The 16979-nt window shown below is 61.7% G+C and carries 15 protein-coding genes; 3 read left to right on the top strand and 12 right to left on the bottom strand.

Going from position 1 to position 16979, the window contains the following annotated elements; translation table 11 throughout:
- Nucleotides 1-3 precede the first annotated feature (3 nt).
- The 4 genes from bglA to LPJGGPFB_RS05170 form a co-directional block, all read right to left on the bottom strand.
- Entirely contained in the window at nt 4-1656 is a 1653-nt protein-coding gene (gene bglA, locus LPJGGPFB_RS05185; protein WP_427858202.1) for a beta-galactosidase BglA, read from the bottom strand.
- Nucleotides 1657-1685: 29 nt separating this feature from the next.
- A complete protein-coding gene (locus LPJGGPFB_RS05180; protein ID WP_173419027.1) occupies nt 1686-2834 on the bottom strand; it encodes a carbohydrate ABC transporter permease in 1149 nt (382 codons plus the stop codon).
- Between the two features lies 1 nt (nt 2835).
- Nucleotides 2836-3846, bottom strand: a complete 1011-nt coding sequence (locus LPJGGPFB_RS05175) for a carbohydrate ABC transporter permease (RefSeq protein WP_173419026.1) — start codon at nt 3844-3846, stop codon at nt 2836-2838.
- Nucleotides 3847-3985: 139 nt separating this feature from the next.
- Nucleotides 3986-5344, bottom strand: a complete 1359-nt coding sequence (locus tag LPJGGPFB_RS05170; protein ID WP_173419025.1) for an extracellular solute-binding protein — start codon at nt 5342-5344, stop codon at nt 3986-3988.
- A gap of 290 nt (nt 5345-5634) precedes the next feature.
- On the opposite strand from LPJGGPFB_RS05170, the gene LPJGGPFB_RS05165 reads away from it, so the two are divergent.
- A complete protein-coding gene (locus tag LPJGGPFB_RS05165; protein WP_173419024.1) occupies nt 5635-6666 on the top strand; it encodes a substrate-binding domain-containing protein in 1032 nt (343 codons plus the stop codon).
- A 55-nt stretch (nt 6667-6721) separates the two neighbouring features.
- Here LPJGGPFB_RS05165 and folD read toward each other — a convergent pair whose 3' ends face one another.
- Together folD and LPJGGPFB_RS05155 are read right to left on the bottom strand one after the other, a co-directional pair.
- On the bottom strand, nt 6722-7621 hold the full coding sequence (gene folD, locus LPJGGPFB_RS05160) for a bifunctional methylenetetrahydrofolate dehydrogenase/methenyltetrahydrofolate cyclohydrolase FolD (RefSeq protein WP_173419023.1): 900 nt from the start codon (nt 7619-7621) through the stop codon (nt 6722-6724).
- Nucleotides 7622-7818: 197 nt separating this feature from the next.
- Nucleotides 7819-9870: a GumC family protein gene (locus tag LPJGGPFB_RS05155; RefSeq protein WP_173419022.1), complete on the bottom strand. Its 2052-nt coding sequence runs from the start codon at nt 9868-9870 to the stop codon at nt 7819-7821.
- 171 nt (nt 9871-10041) lie between these two features.
- Between LPJGGPFB_RS05155 and LPJGGPFB_RS05150 the strand changes: the two genes are divergently transcribed.
- The gene (locus tag LPJGGPFB_RS05150; RefSeq protein ID WP_173419021.1) at nt 10042-11307 is read left to right on the top strand and encodes a lipopolysaccharide biosynthesis protein; all 1266 of its coding nucleotides are present in this window, start codon (nt 10042-10044) and stop codon (nt 11305-11307) included.
- 12 nt (nt 11308-11319) lie between these two features.
- Here the strand turns inward: LPJGGPFB_RS05150 and LPJGGPFB_RS05145 are convergent, their stop codons facing one another.
- Genes LPJGGPFB_RS05145 through LPJGGPFB_RS05135 form a run of 3 tightly spaced genes read right to left on the bottom strand, consistent with a single transcriptional unit; the run spans nt 11320 to nt 14269 of the window.
- Entirely contained in the window at nt 11320-12183 is an 864-nt protein-coding gene (locus LPJGGPFB_RS05145; RefSeq protein ID WP_345790966.1) for a DUF6492 family protein, read from the bottom strand.
- Between the two features lie 26 nt (nt 12184-12209).
- Entirely contained in the window at nt 12210-13025 is an 816-nt protein-coding gene (locus tag LPJGGPFB_RS05140; protein ID WP_173419020.1) for a WecB/TagA/CpsF family glycosyltransferase, read from the bottom strand.
- The gene (locus LPJGGPFB_RS05135; RefSeq protein ID WP_173419019.1) at nt 13025-14269 is read right to left on the bottom strand and encodes a glycosyltransferase family 4 protein; all 1245 of its coding nucleotides are present in this window, start codon (nt 14267-14269) and stop codon (nt 13025-13027) included. The genes LPJGGPFB_RS05140 and LPJGGPFB_RS05135 overlap by 1 nt, the downstream gene beginning before the upstream one ends.
- 144 nt (nt 14270-14413) lie before the next feature.
- Between LPJGGPFB_RS05135 and LPJGGPFB_RS05130 the strand changes: the two genes are divergently transcribed.
- On the top strand, nt 14414-15403 hold the full coding sequence (locus LPJGGPFB_RS05130; RefSeq protein WP_173419018.1) for a glycosyltransferase family 2 protein: 990 nt from the start codon (nt 14414-14416) through the stop codon (nt 15401-15403).
- Nucleotides 15404-15441: 38 nt separating this feature from the next.
- Here the strand turns inward: LPJGGPFB_RS05130 and LPJGGPFB_RS05125 are convergent, their stop codons facing one another.
- The 3 genes from LPJGGPFB_RS05125 to LPJGGPFB_RS05115 are packed head-to-tail and all read right to left on the bottom strand — an operon-like array spanning nt 15442 to nt 16942.
- Entirely contained in the window at nt 15442-16008 is a 567-nt protein-coding gene (locus tag LPJGGPFB_RS05125; RefSeq protein WP_173419017.1) for a hypothetical protein, read from the bottom strand.
- A complete protein-coding gene (locus LPJGGPFB_RS05120; protein ID WP_173419016.1) occupies nt 16008-16376 on the bottom strand; it encodes a hypothetical protein in 369 nt (122 codons plus the stop codon). Before LPJGGPFB_RS05120 ends, LPJGGPFB_RS05125 begins: the two co-directional genes overlap by 1 nt.
- A 14-nt stretch (nt 16377-16390) precedes the next feature.
- Nucleotides 16391-16942: a rod-binding protein gene (locus LPJGGPFB_RS05115; RefSeq protein WP_173419015.1), complete on the bottom strand. Its 552-nt coding sequence runs from the start codon at nt 16940-16942 to the stop codon at nt 16391-16393.
- Nucleotides 16943-16979 lie beyond the last annotated feature (37 nt).

Below are 16979 nucleotides of genomic sequence, written 5' to 3'. Positions count from 1 at the left end.
GTCTCAAACCAGGCGCGCGAAGAATGCGCTCCAGGCCGGAAGATTGACCTTGTTGTCCCTGATCTCGGCTGTAAAGCCATGACCTTCAAGCGCTTCCACTGGCTCCCCAGGCAGATCGGCCGTCGCGGCCGCGCCGCTCATGTTGAAGGCGCAGAAAAGCTTCTCGTTGCCGTGGCTGCGCACGAAGGCCAGAACCGGCCCATCGGTGCCGCGAAACTCGATCTCGCCCTTGGCAAAGGCCGGATGCGCTTTGCGGAACTGCAGGAAGCGGCGATAATGCTCCATGACGGAGGCCTCGTTGCCCTTCTGCGTGGAGACTGCCCGCTTCAGATGCTCGGCCGGCACCGGCAACCATGGCTTGGCATCGCCGAAGCCGCCGTTGACCGCAGCGCTGTCCCAGACCATCGGCGTGCGGCAGCCGTCGCGCCCCTTGAAGTCGGGCCAGAACTGAATGCCGTAGGGATCCTTCAGGTCTTCATAGGCAAGCTCGGCTTCAGTGAGCGCCAGCTCTTCGCCCTGATAGAGACATACGGAACCGCGCAGCGACATCAGCAGACTGGCGAGCAGCTTGGCGTAGGCGTCTTGATCGGTCACGCCATCGCCCCATCGGCTGACATGGCGAACGACGTCGTGATTGGAAAAGGCCCAGCAGGCCCAGCCCTCGGGGGCCGCCTTGTGAAAATCACGCAGGACTTCGGCGACACGTTCCGGCGTCGGCGCTTCTGGCGCGAGGAACTCGAAGGCGTAGCACATGTGCATCTTGTCGCCGCCGGAGGTGTATTCGCCGGCGATCTCGAGGCCGCGCTGGCTGTCGCCGACTTCGCCAACGGCGGCGATTGCCGGAAATTCGTCCATGACGGAACGGAAACGCTTCAGGAACGCCAGGTTCTCCGGCTGGTTCTTGTCGTAGAGATGTTCCTGATAGTTGTACGGATTGACCGCGGGCGCGGTGGAGGCGTTGCGGCGCTCGGGCGCCAGCGCCGGGTTATCCCGCAGCTGCTTGTCGTGGAAGTAGAAATTGATGGTGTCGAGACGGAAGCCATCGACGCCGCGCTCCAGCCAGAAACGCTCGACGCCCAGAAGCGACTCCTGCACATCCGGATTGTGCAGGTTGAGGTCCGGCTGCGAAGTCAGGAAGTTGTGCAGGTAGTATTGTAGCCGCGTCGGATCCCAGGCCCAGGCCGAGCCGCCGAAGATCGACAGCCAGTTGTTGGGCGGCGTTCCATCGGGCTTGGAATCCGCCCAGACATACCAGTCCGCCTTGGCGTTGGTCCGGCTTGAGCGGCTTTCGACGAACCAGGGGTGCTGGTCCGAAGTGTGGGACAGGACGAGGTCGATCATCACCCGAATGCCGAGCCTGTGCGCCTCGGCGATCAGCGCATCGAAATCGGCGAGATTGCCGAAGATGCCGTCGACGTCGGTGTAATTCGAAACGTCGTAGCCGAAATCCTTCATCGGTGAGGTGAAGAAGGGCGAGATCCAGATGGCATCGGCGCCGAGCGAGGCGACATGCGGCAGGCGGGCGGTGATGCCCTTCAAGTCGCCGATGCCGTCGCCGTTGGAATCCTGGTAGGAGCGCGGATAGATCTGATAGATCACCGCGCCGCGCCACCAGTCCTTATCGACCTGCAATATGGATTCGCTCATTTCAGTCATGCTCATTGCGTTCAGAAGTCCCTGTGAGATCAGCCGCCCTTGACCGATCCCGCCAGCAGGCCGCGCACGAGATAGCGCTGCAGGCTGAAGAAGACGATCAGGGGGACGATGATGGTGATGAAGGCGGAGGCGGTCAGGATCTCCCAGTTGCCGCCGCGAGAGCCGAGAAGATTGACCAGCCGGCCGGTCAGCACGAGTTCATCCTGGCCTGCGCCGAGGAAGACGATGGCGACCAGCAGGTCGTTCCAGGTCCACAGGAACTGGAAGATCGCGAACGACGCCAGCGCCGGAAACGACAGCGGCAGGATGATCTTGACGAAGATGTCGAAGTCGCTGGCGCCGTCGACACGCGCGGATTCCATGATCTCGCGCGGCAGGCCGGCCATGTAGTTGCGCAAGAGATAGATCGCCAGCGGCAGGCCGAAGCCGGTATGGGCAAGCCAGATGCCGACATAGGTCTTGGCCGGCACGCCGAAGAAGGCGCCGACGCCGTTATAGAGCTTCAGAAGCGGGATGAGCGACATCTGCAGCGGCACGACGAGCAGGCCGACGACGACGGCGATCAGGATCGCGCGCCCCGGAAACGGCATCCAGGCGAGGGCATAAGCGGCAAAGGCTGCAATCAGGATCGGGATGATCGTCGAGGGAATGGCGACCGTCAGCGAGTTGATGAAGGAGGCGCCGATGCCTTCGGCACTCAGGACCTCGACGTAGTTGTCGAAAGTGAAGCGAGGGGGAATGGCGGCAGTGAAGAAGATACGCTGGCCGCGCGAACCTTCCATCTTGGTGTCGGAGACGATCTCGAAGCTGCCATCGGCCTGTACCGTCAGCTTCTCGCCGTCATTCAGCTCGGCCGTTTCGCCGGCCTTGAACGCCGTCGGCTTTTGGCTCGAAAAGCCGAAGGCGGAGACTTCGCCGGCGGCGGTGCCTTCGAGTACATCGCCTGAGATCACGAACTTGCCGTCGCGTTCGACCTGGGTATCGGCCCCCGGTGCACGGGCGACGATGTTCTGGGTCGAGGTCGACAGGGCCGTCCACCAGCCGGAGACTGCGAGCTGATCCTTGTCGCGCAGCGACGAGATCAACAGGCCCGCGGTCGGCAGGGTCCAGAGCGCGACCAGAAGAAGGACCGAGAGGTGTACGGCCCAGGTGAGAGGGGAGCGGGTCGCCGGGTTCATCTCAGTGCCCCTTCATTTCTTTGGCCGCGTTGCGAATGTTCCAAACCATGATCGGGATGACCAGCACCATGATAACGACGGCGATCGCCGCGCCGCGACCGAAGTCGCCACCGCCGCGGAACATCCAGTCGAACATGAGATTGGCGAGCACCTGGCTCTGCCACTGTCCGTTGGTCATCGCCAGCACGATATCGAACACCTTGAGGACGAGGATGGTGATCGTCGTCCAGACCACGGCGATCGTGCCCCAGATCTGCGGCACCATGATCTTGAAGAAGATCTGCCATCCGTTGGCGCCATCGATCACGGCGGCCTCCACCGTTTCCTCCGGGATGCCGCGCAGCGCCGCCGAGAGGATCACCATGGCAAAGCCGGTCTGGATCCAGACCAGGATCGCCATCAGGAAGAAGTTGTTCCAGAACGGTAGCGTGATCCAGGCCTGCGGATCGCCGCCGAAAGCGACGACGATCGCGTTCAAGAGACCGATCTGTTCGGTGCCCTCGGCGCGATAATCGTAGATGAACTTCCAGATGACGGCAGCGCCGACGAAGGAGATCGCCATCGGCATGAAGATCAGGGTCTTGGCGATGTTGCCCCACCAGATCCGGTCGGTCAAAGCGGCGATGACAAGCCCGAAGAAGGTGGCGAGCGCTGGCACCACCAGGAGCCAGAGGAAATTGTTGAAGATCGACTGGCGAAACTCGCCGTCGTTCAGCATCCAGACGTAGTTGCTGGCACCGACGAAGTTCTGGCCGGCGCGATCATGCACGCTGAACCAGACCGACATGATCACGGGGTAGATGAGGTAGATCGTCAGCGCAAACAGCGCCGGGGCGAGAAACAGCCATGGCCGGATGGCGTTGGTAATGCGCAGGTTGCGCGACGCCTCGACACCGGATCGCCCTTTCGACGGGAAGATCAAATCGAGAATGTAGCTGGTTCCCCAGAAATAGGCAGCACAGCCGAGCACCCCGGCCACCATGGTGCCTACCGCAAAGACGAGCTGTTGCATGACATGTCCCTCCCCCAAGTGCACATTTCGCGCAGGGCATGGCGATTGTCGCCGTTCTCGTTGGGGTCCCGTCGCACTGAACGTTCAACGGACCCAGAGGACTGGGCGGGCGGCGCAATCACCGCCCGCCGTCCGGTTTTTACTTGATGGCGTCCCAGGCCTTCTGAACGCTGTCGGCAACGTCGGTCGCCGACTTGCCGCCGACGAAGTCGACCATGCCGGTCCAGAATGCGCCTGCGCCGATCTTGCCGGGCATCAGGTCCGAGCCGTCGAAGCGGAACGTCGTCGCGTTCAGCAGGATTTCGCCCTGCTTCTTCAGCGGCGGATTGCCGTAGGTGTCGACGTTGACGCTCTTGTAAGGCGTCAGGAAGCTCGTCTGCGCCATCCAGACTTCATGCGCGATCGGCGTCTTCAGGAACTCGATGAAGGCGCGTGATGCCGGCGTGTCCTTGGTGATCATCGCCAGCGTGCCGGCGCCCAGAACTGGATTGCCGAGGTCCTTCTTGCTTTCGTAAGGCGGCATGTAGAAGAAGTCGGCATCCTCGCCGATCACCGTGCCCTCAGGGAAGAACGACGGAATGAACGATGCCTGGTGATGCAGGTAGCACTTCGGCGGCGATGCGAAGAGGCCCTTCGGGCTGTCGCGGAAGTCGGTCGACGCGACGGCAGCCGCGCCACCATCGACGAACTTGTCGTTCTTGGCGAACCAGCCAAACTCGTCGATCGCACCAACGACGGCCGGATCGTTGAACGGGATCTCGTTCTTGACCCACTTGTCGTAGACATCGGCGGGCTGCGTGCGCAGCATCATGTCTTCGACCCAGTCGGTGGCGGGCCAGCCGGTCGCGCCGCCCGAGCCGAGGCCGATGCACCAGGGCTTCTGGCCGTCAGCGGCGATCTTCTCGGTCAGCGCCTTCAGCTCTTCCATGGTCTTGGGCACTTCGTAGCCGGCGTCCTCGAAGTTCTCCGGCGAGTACCAGACCAGCGACTTCACGTCGATCTTGTAGGGGAAGGCATAAAGGGCGGCGTTGCCGTCCTTGCCCTTGTAGGTCGAAAGGTCGACCCAGGACTGGCCGGCGGCATAATTGTCGAGCAGCCACTTCTGGGTGTCATCGCCGAGCGGCGTCAGGTAACCCTTGGACGCAAGATCGCCGATGAGGCCCGGCTGCGGCAGGATGGAAATATCGGACGGGCTGCCGGCCTGGGTGTCGATGACGATCTGCTGTTCGTAGTTTTCAGAGGACGAATACTTGATCTCGACGCCGGTCGCCTCGACGAAATAGGCATAGACGCTCTTGAAGAGCGCCTCGTCCTCGCCGCGCCAGGGGCCGAAGATCGTCAGCGTCTGCCCCTTGAGGTCATGACCCTTCTTGAATTCCTCGAAGCTCGCCCAGTTGAATTTGCTGTCTTCGCCAGGCTTGAACTTCAGATCCGCAGCGCCGGCAGCGCCCGCAAACAGCGCCAGCGCGGCCACGCTCAACAGAAATGATCTCTTCACGTTGTTCTCCTCCCAAGATGAACCCGGACCCCGCCGGGCAGATCATCAATGCGCAAAATTCAAAGCGCTTTGAGTTTCCTAACAAACCATTGCGACACTCCAGGAGTCAAGCGCTTTCGATTCACCGTCTCTCACCCGACATTATTTTGCTTTGCGGCAACTTTTTGCAGCGCGAAGCCGGCTAATTCTGCTTTGTATGATGAAAAACGAGTGCTACAGAAATTGAGGGCGCTGGATGAAACCACAAAAATCAAAGGGATATCCAAAGCGCTTTGGGAGGAAAATTGACCATGGCGGTCAATCTCAAGCAGCTCGCGGAACTTCTCGGCCTGTCACAGACGACAGTGAGCCGGGCGTTGAACGGCTTTCCGGAAGTCAATGCGGAAACCCGCCAGCGCGTGCTGCAGGCCGTGCGCGAAACCGGCTATCGGCCGAACCGGGCGGCGCAGCGGCTTGCCACCGGCAGGGCCTATTCAATCGGCATGGTGATGCCGATCGCCGCCGGCATCGATTCCGACGTGCATTTCGGGGAATTCCTGGCGGGGCTTGGCGAGGAAGCGGTCAAACACGACTTCCATTTCGTCCTCAATCCCAGTGCGCCGGAGGATGAAGAGGCGACCTTCCAGCGGCTTGCCGCCAGCGGCAATGTCGATGCGCTGTTTCTTGCCTATATGCGCGCGAACGATCCGCGCATCGCGATGCTCAAATCGCTGTCCATGCCCTTTGTCGTGCATGGGCGCTCGATCGGCGAGACACGGGATTATCCTTTCCTCGACATCGACAACACCGGTGCTTTTTACGATGCGACGCGCCTGCTGATCCAGCTCGGCCACCAGCGGATCGCACTGATCAACGGTCCGGATTATCTCAGCTTTTCCATTCGCCGCCGGAAAGGCATGGCGAAGGCGCTGGCCGAACACGGCCTCAACATCGACGAGGCGCTCGTCCATCACTCGCTGATGACTGACGAACACGGCTACCGCAGCATGCAGCGCTTCCTGCAGCAGCCCGACGCGCCAACTGCCGTTCTGTGTTCGAGCACGGTGCTGGCGCTCGGCGCCGTCAGGGCCGTCAATCAGGCGGGAATGGCGATCGGTCGCGACATCTCGCTGATCGCGCATGATGATGTGTTGCCGATGCTGAAGCCGGAAAACTTCAGCGTGCCGCTGACGACGACGCGCTCATCGCTGCGGGCAGCCGGCGGGCGCATCGCCACTCGGTTGATTGCAGGCATCCTCAAGAGCGGCGCTTTTCCCGACCAGGAACTCTGGCGCGCCGAATTGATCGTCCGAGCCTCGACTGGCCCGGCCCCGCAGAAGTAAAAAACGCGCCGCGGAGGCGGCGCGCCGGGTAACGACAGATACCAGCTGGCGCTGATCAGAAGCGTGGTGGCTTGCGTCCCGCCTTGCGATAGGCGGCAATCACGGTGTTTGCCATCAGCATGGCAATGGTCATTGGGCCGACGCCACCCGGCACCGGCGTGATCACGCCTGCGACCTTTTCCACTTCACCGAAAGCGACGTCGCCGACGAGCTTGGATTTGCCCTCGCCTTTTTCCGGTGCGGACACGCGGTTAATGCCGACATCGATCACGGTTGCGCCAGGCTTCACCCAATCCGCCTTGACCATTTCAGGTCGACCGACAGCCGCGACCAGAATATCGGCATTGCGGCAGACCGCCGGCAGATCCTTCGTGCGCGAATGCGCCGTCGTCACCGTCGCGTTGGCGGCAAGCAGCAAAGCCGCCATCGGCTTGCCGAAAAGGTTCGAGCGGCCGATGACAACTGCGTTCAGGCCCGAAAGGTCCTCACTGTGGGTCTGGCGCACGAACACCATCGCGCCGGCGGGCGTACAGGAAACCAGACCGCCTTCGAGATCGCCGGTCGCCAGCTTGCCGGCGTTGACCACATGCAGACCGTCCACGTCCTTTTCCGGCAGGATCGACTGGATGATCGGCTCGGAATTGAGATGCTTGGGCAGCGGCAGCTGGACGAGAATGCCGTGAATACTGGCGTCCGCGTTGAGCTTGGCAACGAGGGCCGCCAGATCGTCCTGGCTCGTGTCCTCAGGCAGGGTGTGCTGGACTGACTGGAAGCCGCATTCCTTGGCCATTTTGCTCTTGGAGGAGACGTAGGCATGGCTGGCCGGATCGTTGCCGACGATCACCACCGCGAGACCGGGACGCACGCCCGCATCCGCTTCAAGCGCTTGCGTCGCGGATTTTACGGCCTCGATAACCGAAGCGGCGACCTGCTTGCCATCAATCACAGTCGTCACGGCATTCCTCCTGGCTTCCTGTTCGTGGCACACTCTAATTCGCCTCGGGAAAGGCGATTGCCTCAAAGCGCCCTATGCTGTCCCAAACGCATAAATGCAAGGGGCAGGCATCGCCAGACGCACGTTTACAGTGCAGGCAGCGTCATTTCCTCTCATCACTGAAGGGCCGCATTGATGACACCCGCAAATCCTGAGGTTCAGCGACGCGCGACTTTCTGGCGGGAATAGCTCTCGACGCGGGACCTGAGCGCACGAAGATCGTCCTGAACTTGGGCGATACCGACATCCTCGTCAGGTTCGAAACCGCGAGGCGAGCGCTTGCCGGAGGGCTCCTGCTTCACCAGTTCGCGGGAAGCGAGATAGGCGGCGGTCAGCGACTGGGCGTGGTGCGCCGCCGGCGAGAACGGCGGCGGCAGGTCCATCTCGCGCAATTGCTCCTCCCGCTGACTGTGTGTGCCGGGCAAGGGATCCGGGTCCGTGCCGGGCTCCGGCGGCTCCGGGTCGACGGTTTCCGTCGGCCCGCCCTTCGGCCTGACAAACAAGCCGTTCAGGCTGCGATAGATTCCGAGCAGGATACCGAGACCGAAGCCGGCGAAGAAACCGGCCAAAGTTGCGCCGATGACGATGATCTTTCGCGACGGCCCCTTGGGCAACAGTGCAGGTTCCGCCCGCGAAACGACACGGATGTTCTTGGTCGTCAGCTTTTCTTCTTCGCGCGTTTCGCTGGCGCGCTTCAGGAAGGATTCGTAGATCTCGCGGGTCGCTGCCGCATTTCTCTCCAGCTCACGCAACTCGACCATTTCGCCGGACGAGTTGATCTGGCGGGCCTTCTGTGCCGCAAACTGCCTCACGAGGTCCTGTTCCGCCCGCTGCGCACGCTCGAGATCGGTCTGCGAAGCGGCAGCGATACGCCGCAGCTCGTTGGCAATCTCGGCACGGGAGGAATCCAGCGACTGCACGACGGCGATGCGCTGCGGGTGACGGGGGCCGAGGCTTGCATCGAGCGAGCTCAGTTGCGCCCGGGTTGCGGCATATTGCTTGCGCAGTTCGGCAAGCGCAATCGAACCGACCTCTTCGGGAAACGCGCCCGTCAGCACATCGTCGATCCGGACCCTTCCGGAGACTTCGGCCTTCGCCTTTGCTTCCGCAATGCGGTTGCGGGCAGCCGCGACCTGGTCGCTGAGACTGAGCAATTGCTTGTCTGCAATCAGCTCGCCGCCTGCGCCAACGATATCGTTGCTCGCCTTATACTCCTCGATCGCCTTTTCCGCAGTGTCGAGCTCGGACTTGAGGCCGGCGATGCGCTGGTCGAGAGCCGCGGTCGTCTTCTGGAAGAAGCCCGATTGCGCAGCCGTCTCCTCGCCGAGGAAGGTTTCGACCAAGTGGTTCACGATTTGCGCCGATCTCTCCGGGCTTCTGCTTTGCGCCTCGACGATGGCGATGAAGGTCTTGGGATCGCGCCAGACGCGGATGGCGTCGCTCAGCTTCTGCAGGGTGCGTGGTGGCACCTCGCCGTCCGCTGCGCCGGTTCCGGAAAACTCGCTATCGTTCTGCAGGTCCAGATCGCGTGCGACCTTCTCCATAACGGTGCGCGAGCGCAGCACTTCGAGCTGGCTGTCGACAAGCGCAAGAATGCCTTCCGTTGCCAGCGATTGTTTGGAGAGATCGGAATCCGTCAGCCGCACCTCGCGCGGGTCGATATAGAGCCGGCTCTCCGAGAGGTAGATGCTGGGTGTCGACAGCGCGATCGCCACGCCGGCGACGGCGCCGAGAACCGTCGTGGCGGCGATGACGAAACGAAGCTGCCAGACGGAGCGAAGCACGGCCTTGATATCGACCAGGGGACGGTCGCCGGGAGGCGGCGTGTCTCCACCGCCGGTGCCGGACGCATCGTTGCCCGCCAACCACCGCGCCATCCTGCCCCCGGCATCGCCGAGCGCGCGCTTGGGTCGCGCGCGGGTAGCGGCGGCCTTGGGTGCCGACCTTGTCTTGGGTTGGGCTGCCTGCGGTTGCGGTTGGGCTGCCTTTGGCTGGGATTCGCGAGCCTGGGATGTCGGACGGATGGCGGTGTGCGATTGCGCGGCAGCTTCATCGACTTCGACGAAGCGATTGAGCAACGACGCGCTTGAGGATGCACGCAGCGCGGCGTCCGATCCTGTCGCCGGCTTCGAGGTTCGCGAGCTCCCTGCTGAGATATCGAGCAACGATGCACGCGGAACCGGGCGTTTGTCGTCGTCGACGTTGAACATGACTTATCCCGCGGCTGCCGATATGGCGAATTCCGAATAGTGAACTCAACCTAAGGAAACAGGGAAAACAAATGGTTAATTTTGGCGAAAGAAGCGGTCATGCAACCGGCCAATCTCACGCCTTATTAAACATTCCCGCATATGAGGAGAAGGACTAATGGAAGCTGGACCTTGTTGCCTCGCATCAAAGCGCTTTACCTTCGCCATCAGGCGCTTATCCACGCCTACCTCTCGATGACGGGGGGCTCGGCGGGCCGCCTCGTCCTGTCGCTTGCCTACTTTATCGCGATCGCCAATACCCTTGCGATCTCCGACTTCGGCCTCTTTGCCACGGCGTCGGCCGCCGGCATCATGATCTCCAGGGCGCTGGCCTTCGGCTTCATGTCGCCACTCTACCGTGTGGCGACGGTCAAGCCGCTGCTGGTTGGCACCTACAGTGCCGGATTTCTTGTGGGCGCGCTGCTTTCCCTGCCATTGATCGCACTCATCTGCGCCGGCACCTTCCTGGCGCTTTTTTCACGCGACATGTCGGCCGGCACCTTTGCGGCCTTCATGATCGCCGAGATCGTCTGTTGGCGCGGTCTTGAAACTGCGGTCATCGTTCTCAACGGCCTTGGCCGGTTCGGCCGCGGTGCCCTGCTTGTCGTCATCGCCACGGCCATCCGTACGGCAGCGGCCGTTCTGTTTGCGCTGTTGCAGGCCAAGACGCTCGCGGCCTGGTCGCAGTTTTATCTTGCTGCCAATGCCATCAGCCTCGTCGTCGCGCTGGTCGTCTTTTATCCAAGGGTGCGCCTTCGCTGGCAGCCCCGGCTTTATGTGCGACGCTGGGCCGATTCGGTTTCGGTCGCCGGCGCCGAGATTCTGTTCTATGTCCAGTCGGAATTCGACAAGATCGTCGTGCTGGCAATCGGCGGCCCGGCCGTATCCGGCATCTATGCCATCCTGATGCGGCTCGCCGATCTGACGGCCCTACCCGTGCGCTCGTTCAACACACTGCTCGTCCAGCGGATCATGCGCACGCCCGACGCAATCGCCCGATGGCCGGTACGCCTGTCGATCGAGCTTGCCGTGGCGGTAGCCTCGTTCGCAGCCATTGCCGCGATGGCGATCTATCTCCACGTTTTCCCGAACGGCCTTGGGCACAATGTTTCGGCCGCCGCACCGATCGTGGCGATGATCCTGCTGGTGCCCTCTTTCCGCAATCTGATCGAGTATCATTCGGAATTGCTTTACGCGACCGGGCGCACGGTCCGCCGCATGGCCAATCTGCTCGTCGCGGGCGTGGTGAAAGCCGGATTGTTATCGCTGTTGCTGATGGCGACGACGGATGTCGCTGGGTGGGCGCCGTCGCTCAACTTGATCTTCCTTGTGTTGTATGTTCTATCCTTCGGCCTGACCTACACGGCGCTCACCAAGCCGGCCAACCGGGTCATCTGACGGACGCGAAGCTCAGGCGGCGAGTTCGACGACCGCCTTGCGGATATCGTCCAGGTCGTGGCCCACGAACGACTGCACGCCGATGCCGATCTGGTGCGGCGCCATATCCTTCAAGAAATCCCTCAGACCTGCGATGCCCTGCCGATAGCTGTCGTCGAACCACAGCACGTGACACAGCGCATCGGGCGACGGCATGTGCCCTTCCCCGCCGAGCACCTCGTCGACGAAGCGGCCATAGATCGTGCATTCGGAAAAGGCGCGGGTCTTGGTGATCGCGCGCACCCAGTTGCGTCCGTGCAGCGCCTCGATGTGCTCGACCAGCTTACGGCATGTGTCGCTGCGCCAGGCGATCAAGGTGTTGATATAATCGTTGGCCGGCAGCGCATAGGGGCCGATGCCAAGAAGCCGGTCGGAGTGGGCAAGCCACGCCAGATGGTTCGATCGCATGTTCGCGTCAATCGCGGCATCCTTGCGGTAAAGCGTCAGGCGGCCATCCTGCCAGAGCGTGGCGGGGTCGAAATCCCTCAGGAAAACCACATCGGAATCCACCGCAAACATCGCCGGTTCATCGATATGACGCGCGAGCGCCAGACGGCGAAGCTGTTGCACGTGCCAGCCGCGCAACGGCAGGCCAAAGGGGCTGAGCCAGATTTTCCGGCGCCCGCCCGACAGGGGATCGGTGACGGGACGCAACCACCAGGGCAAGAGGTCGCGCTCGCTCACGACCTGCCGCCGAGATCCTTCGAGTTGCCGGAAAAGCGTCACGTCGAAATCGGCGACCAGCAGATAATGCACCCAGTCCCCTTGCAGCCGGCGATCCATGCTCTCGCACATCAGGCGACAGCGCTCGAAATCATTGGCGTAGGATGCGGTCACAACAGCGGTTCGCGTGGAAGGGCGGGTCAATATTTTCGCGCTCCAAGGCTGGCTTCGCCGACATTCTTGCGCCCCCTGCCCGTCAGCTTGTGAACAGCGACATGCCAAAGAAACAGGGGATTGCCAAGAATATAGCGTCGCCACATGCGTTTCGGCTCCAGGGCAAGTCGGTAAAGCCATTCGAGCCGAAGCCTGCGCATGAGCTTCGGCGCACGCGGGATCGCATTGGCAACAAAATCGAACAGCGCGCCGACGGTGATCACCAGCCGGGCATCCTGAGCACCGACATAGGCGTCGACCCATTTTTCCTGCATCGGGCTCCCCATGGCAACGATAAGAATATCCGCCTTGCAAGCCCGCACCTCTGCAAGGATATCCCGCGAGCGGTTGCGATCGAAGAATCCGTCTGACACCGGCACGAACTCATGCCAGGGCGCATGTCTGCCAAGGTTCTCCGCCGCCTGCACCAAGACGTCCGGCCGCGCACCGATCATCGCGACCCGCATGGGCCGGTCGATATGGGTGAGGAGGGCCGGGACGAAATCGGTTCCATTCAGATTGGCCGGAAACATGTCGCCGTGGAACACGTAGGAGGCGATATCGACGCCGTGTCCATCTGGGAAGACGACTTGGCGGCGAAGGACCTCGCGAAACTCGGCGTCCTTCATCATCAAGTTGGCGTTGTTCGCATTGAGAAAGGCGATCCTGACCTGACCGGTCGGGCGAGACGCCGCGTCGTTGGCAAAGTCGAACGCATTCGCCCAGCCCGGATCGGCAACCGGAATGCCGAGGATCACCCGCTGCGACAGAGATGTGTTCGTGGCGGTGGGCATAACCGTCATCACCGCCCTCCGTCGTGAACGGTCCATCGAGCATGTGAAGGCCGCGCCGCGCGATCGCTTTTGCCGCGCACGGCAAGGTTGGGCAGGACATCCCGCATCACCTGCATCATCCGGACCTTCTGGAACTCGTGGAACAGCGTTCCATCCAGGCGCTGCGAAGCGCCCGCTCGCGCGCGGCCAACTTTTTCGACCAAGAGCCGGGCGAACTCCGCGGGATCATCGCTCGCGGTGCAGTTTGCCGGGATGGTTTCGATGCCGCGCAACGAAGCGTCGGTGGCAACCGACGGCATGCCGAGCTCAAAAGTTTCGATGCTTTTCAGCTGGACCCCGGTGCCGCCGCGGCTGATCAGCGGCACGACTGCACTCGCTGCAACGAAGGTGCGCGCGTCCGGGACGCGGCCGACGAAACGAATGCCGGGATGTGAAACGGCAGGTGTCGCCTCCAATTGGCCGGCAATTGCAATCGATATGTCCCCCGGCAGATGCGGCACGACCTCGTGCAGAAACCAGTCCAGACCGAGCCGGTTTGGCCGCCAACTCCAGGTTCCGATCAGCCCGAGGTCATGTTGCCGCGGGACATCCGGACAGGCCGGCGCGTCCCATCCCGTCACCAAAGGCAGCACGAACGCCCGATCGGCAACCGCTCGACCAAAACCGAGACGATCCGCTTCGGCAAACGTCCACAACGCCACTGCGTCTTGTGCCAATTGCTGCTCGTAGCGTTCGAGATAACCCGCCTCTCGCCTGAACAGATGCCGCTCGACGCCCCCCTTGGCGCGCTCGGCGTTCTCCAATGCGGAATTGGCTTCGACATTGTGCGCGACGTAGATTGAAGGGTACGGGCGGAAGACCTGCGCAAAGGCGGCAGGCAGTTGCACCGAGTTGAGCACCAGGCCATCGAACGGTGCGAGACTGTCCAGGATCGACTGGATCCGGCCTGCCGATACACCGAGCATCTTGGCTGAAGACACGGAAGTCCGGTTGAGAAAGGCGGCCCCGAGCCAGCGCAACTTTTGCCGACGGCCAACCTTGGCATTGGTCACCTCCAGCTCGCCGAGCAGGCGCATCTCGCAACCAGGCGCGGGCTTGCGTCCGGGCTGCAGGAAGCCGACGACACTGACCCGATGGCCGAGCGCAAGCAGACCGTCAAGCAGCGCACGGTTGGCGATGTCGAAACCGGAAGCGGGATTTTCGACGGGAACGAGCGAGGAGACCAGAACCAGGTGCATTGTGCCAAACGTCATGGATGGAGCATTGCGTCCTTCTTTAGCAGGACGGGGTGAAGGACCACTTAAAGCATTCATTCAAAAGTCGTTTTCCCGGTTCAGCATCTGTTTAGGAAGATTTGCTTTAGTGGTGGCCAGCAATCCGCTTGCACAGGTTTCATGATGACGTCTACCGGCCAGGATATTTCCATCTATTTCCGGACCGAGCTGGAGGACGTCGGTGACATCGAGCTTGTCGTCGTGCTGCCGACCTTTCGGCGGCCCGAACATGTCATCAAGACGCTGAAAACGATTGTTTCCCAACGGCCTGACATCGCCTTTGCGACCGTCGTCGTCGAGAACGACGATAAAGGTCTGGCAGGCGCTGCGGCTGCGAAAGATTTTTTCCTCGGACATCCGTCGGACTCCATCGTCATCGTCGCCCACCAGCGCGGAAACTGCTACGCCTACAATGCCGGATGGGCGACAGCGCTTGAAACCTACCCCAACCTGCGCGCCATCGCCATCATCGACGACGACGAGATCGCCGCACCCGAATGGCTCGATTGCCTCATCACGGCACAGGAAGCGACCCAGGCTGACATGGTCGGCGGACCTCAGCTGCCCGTTTTCGAGGATGTGAGCGGACAGAAATGGAAGCGGCACCCGGTGTTTACGCCCCATTATGAAGCGACCGGACCTGTGCCGATCCTCTTTTCCTCCGGTAACGTGCTGGTGACGCGGCGGGTTCTGGACGCCATGCCGCGCCCGTTTCTCGATCCCGCTTTCAACTTCATCGGCGGCGGCGACGCCGACTTCTACAGCCGCGGCAAGGAAAAGGGGTTTTCGTTCGCCTGGGCCAACGAGGCGTGGGTGGCGGAAACGGTGCCGGCGCGGCGCACCAGTTCATCATGGGTTCGCGCGCGCAGTCTCAGAAACGGGGCGATTTCGACAATGCTAGAGCACCGCCGGGATTCAAGCTTTGGCGGACGGGTGAAAACCTTCGCGAAGTCGCTTGCCCTGCTCGCTGCCTCGCTGCCGCGCGGCATCAGATTATGGAGGAAGACCGGTCTCTTCTCAGCCGGGCTTTACCACTTCTATGTGGCCGTAGGCCGGCTGATGGCTGAGTTCGGCTTCGTCAACGAACAGTACCGCAATCCGGAAAAGAACTGATACGACCCTGCGCTGGTCCTCAGCTGTTGCGTAGGCAATCAGTGGCCGCTGCTGGCGCTGACGCCGCCTTCAGGCAGCTTGTCGTTGGCAACGTTGCCATTCTTGTCGACGATGGCGACAGGCTTCTGGCGCGGGACGTTCTGGCCGTTGGCCACGCGCTTGACGTCGTCCTTGGTCAGATATTCGAGCTGTTCGACGAGGACCTCGGTGATCACCTCGCCGCCGAGCTTCTTGTTGAGCCCATCCTTGACCGTCGACTTGAAGGTCGGCAGATCGAAGGTGCCGGTGTCAGCAACGTCGATGAAGCGCGAGCCGACGAGCATGTCGTAAAGCTCGTCCGTGACCATCTGGCGAAGCGGCGCCCGCAGATTGTTGATGCCTTCCTTCGTTGCCGAGAAGGAAAGCTTCGTCAGGAAATAGCCCTGTACGGCCCCGTCCTTGATGACGGGGACCGTGATCATTTCCCCCGGAACATATTGTTCCGATGCACGCCGCGTTGCTTCCGCATCCGAGACGACGGGCGCCGAAGCGCTCTGCATGGAATAATAGACGGATCCGAGCGTGACGGCGCAGACCCAAACCCCGGTGAGAATGAGCTTAAGCATTAGAAATCGCTGTAGCGGAACTGCGCTTCGGAATAGATGCCGTCGGCATCGGCGTCCTGAGCTGCGGTCTTCAAGAGATCGACGACCGATCGCACGGCATCGAGATGGGCTTCGACCTTTTGTGAATTGACCTCGAGCTTGTCGCGCAGGTGACGGGTCTGCGATGCGAAGGCCGGCGAAAACTCACCCGGCAGCGTATCGCGGTGAAGCATCGTCAATTCGTAGAGGCAACGGCTCTTGTGCGCGTTCGACGTCTTGATATCGAACTCCGGATCAACGCCGATCCGGCTGTTTTCATTGTCGATGATCATTTCCAGCCGGCCGAGCACGTTCTGGATCCGGACGTCGTTGGATGCCACAGCTTCCATAAATGAACTCCCAATTAAGCTTGTTTGTTTTTATCGTCGTCAGTCGAATAACCAGTGAGCGTCTTGCGCTCGTATTCCTGCACGAGGCTTGCGGCCAGGTTTCGGCTGTTGCCATCGAGCGAGGCATTGACGCGCTCACGCGCATCGCCCGCGGCCAGCTGATCGGCAATGCCGATACCGCCGCTCTTGGAGATGACGTCGCCGATCTGCTCGGCCATCATGCTCTTCCAGATGTCACCGGATGTGCCCTTGCCGAAAACGTTCTCGCTGTCGTTCGGGAGCATGGATTTCACGAAGTTCTGCAAGATCATCGCCTCGAACTTGCGGTAGGTCTCGGGAACCTTCTTCTGTTCGACGCGGTTGTTGATGTCGCCGAGACCGCTCGATCCTTGCGAAGAGTTGAGTACGTTGACCGCAGCGGCGAAGCCATTGCCGTTTTCCGCCAGGCTCGTCGCCTGAAAGGCGGCGCGATTGGCCTTGAGCCGGGCCTGCGCTTCCTGCACCTCGGCCGGATCGGCGGCGCGTACGACGTCCATCACCAGATCGCTGGGCGGAGAGATAGCCATGACAATTCCTCTCGACAACGGTACCGCGGCGTCCTTG

Origin of the sequence: Ensifer adhaerens (genome assembly GCF_013283195.1) — a bacterium.
Taxonomy (GTDB): domain Bacteria; phylum Pseudomonadota; class Alphaproteobacteria; order Rhizobiales; family Rhizobiaceae; genus Ensifer; species Ensifer adhaerens_G.
Note: the sequence above shows the minus strand (reverse complement) of the source record. Positions and strands in the feature narration are given on the sequence as shown.

Bases quoted from the DNA above. Each gene is read 5' to 3' on its own strand.
- bglA (WP_427858202.1), bottom strand. From the start codon at position 1,656: ATGACTGAAATGAGCGAATCCATATTGCAGGTCGATAAGGACTGGTGG.
- LPJGGPFB_RS05180 (WP_173419027.1), bottom strand. From the start codon at position 2,834: ATGAACCCGGCGACCCGCTCCCCTCTCACCTGGGCCGTACACCTCTCG.
- LPJGGPFB_RS05175 (WP_173419026.1), bottom strand. From the start codon at position 3,846: ATGCAACAGCTCGTCTTTGCGGTAGGCACCATGGTGGCCGGGGTGCTC.
- LPJGGPFB_RS05165 (WP_173419024.1), top strand. From the start codon at position 5,635: ATGGCGGTCAATCTCAAGCAGCTCGCGGAACTTCTCGGCCTGTCACAG.
- LPJGGPFB_RS05155 (WP_173419022.1), bottom strand. From the start codon at position 9,870: ATGTTCAACGTCGACGACGACAAACGCCCGGTTCCGCGTGCATCGTTG.
- LPJGGPFB_RS05140 (WP_173419020.1), bottom strand. From the start codon at position 13,025: ATGACGGTTATGCCCACCGCCACGAACACATCTCTGTCGCAGCGGGTG.
- LPJGGPFB_RS05135 (WP_173419019.1), bottom strand. From the start codon at position 14,269: ATGACGTTTGGCACAATGCACCTGGTTCTGGTCTCCTCGCTCGTTCCC.
- LPJGGPFB_RS05130 (WP_173419018.1), top strand. From the start codon at position 14,414: ATGACGTCTACCGGCCAGGATATTTCCATCTATTTCCGGACCGAGCTG.
- LPJGGPFB_RS05125 (WP_173419017.1), bottom strand. From the start codon at position 16,008: ATGCTTAAGCTCATTCTCACCGGGGTTTGGGTCTGCGCCGTCACGCTC.
- LPJGGPFB_RS05120 (WP_173419016.1), bottom strand. From the start codon at position 16,376: ATGGAAGCTGTGGCATCCAACGACGTCCGGATCCAGAACGTGCTCGGC.
- LPJGGPFB_RS05115 (WP_173419015.1), bottom strand. From the start codon at position 16,942: ATGGCTATCTCTCCGCCCAGCGATCTGGTGATGGACGTCGTACGCGCC.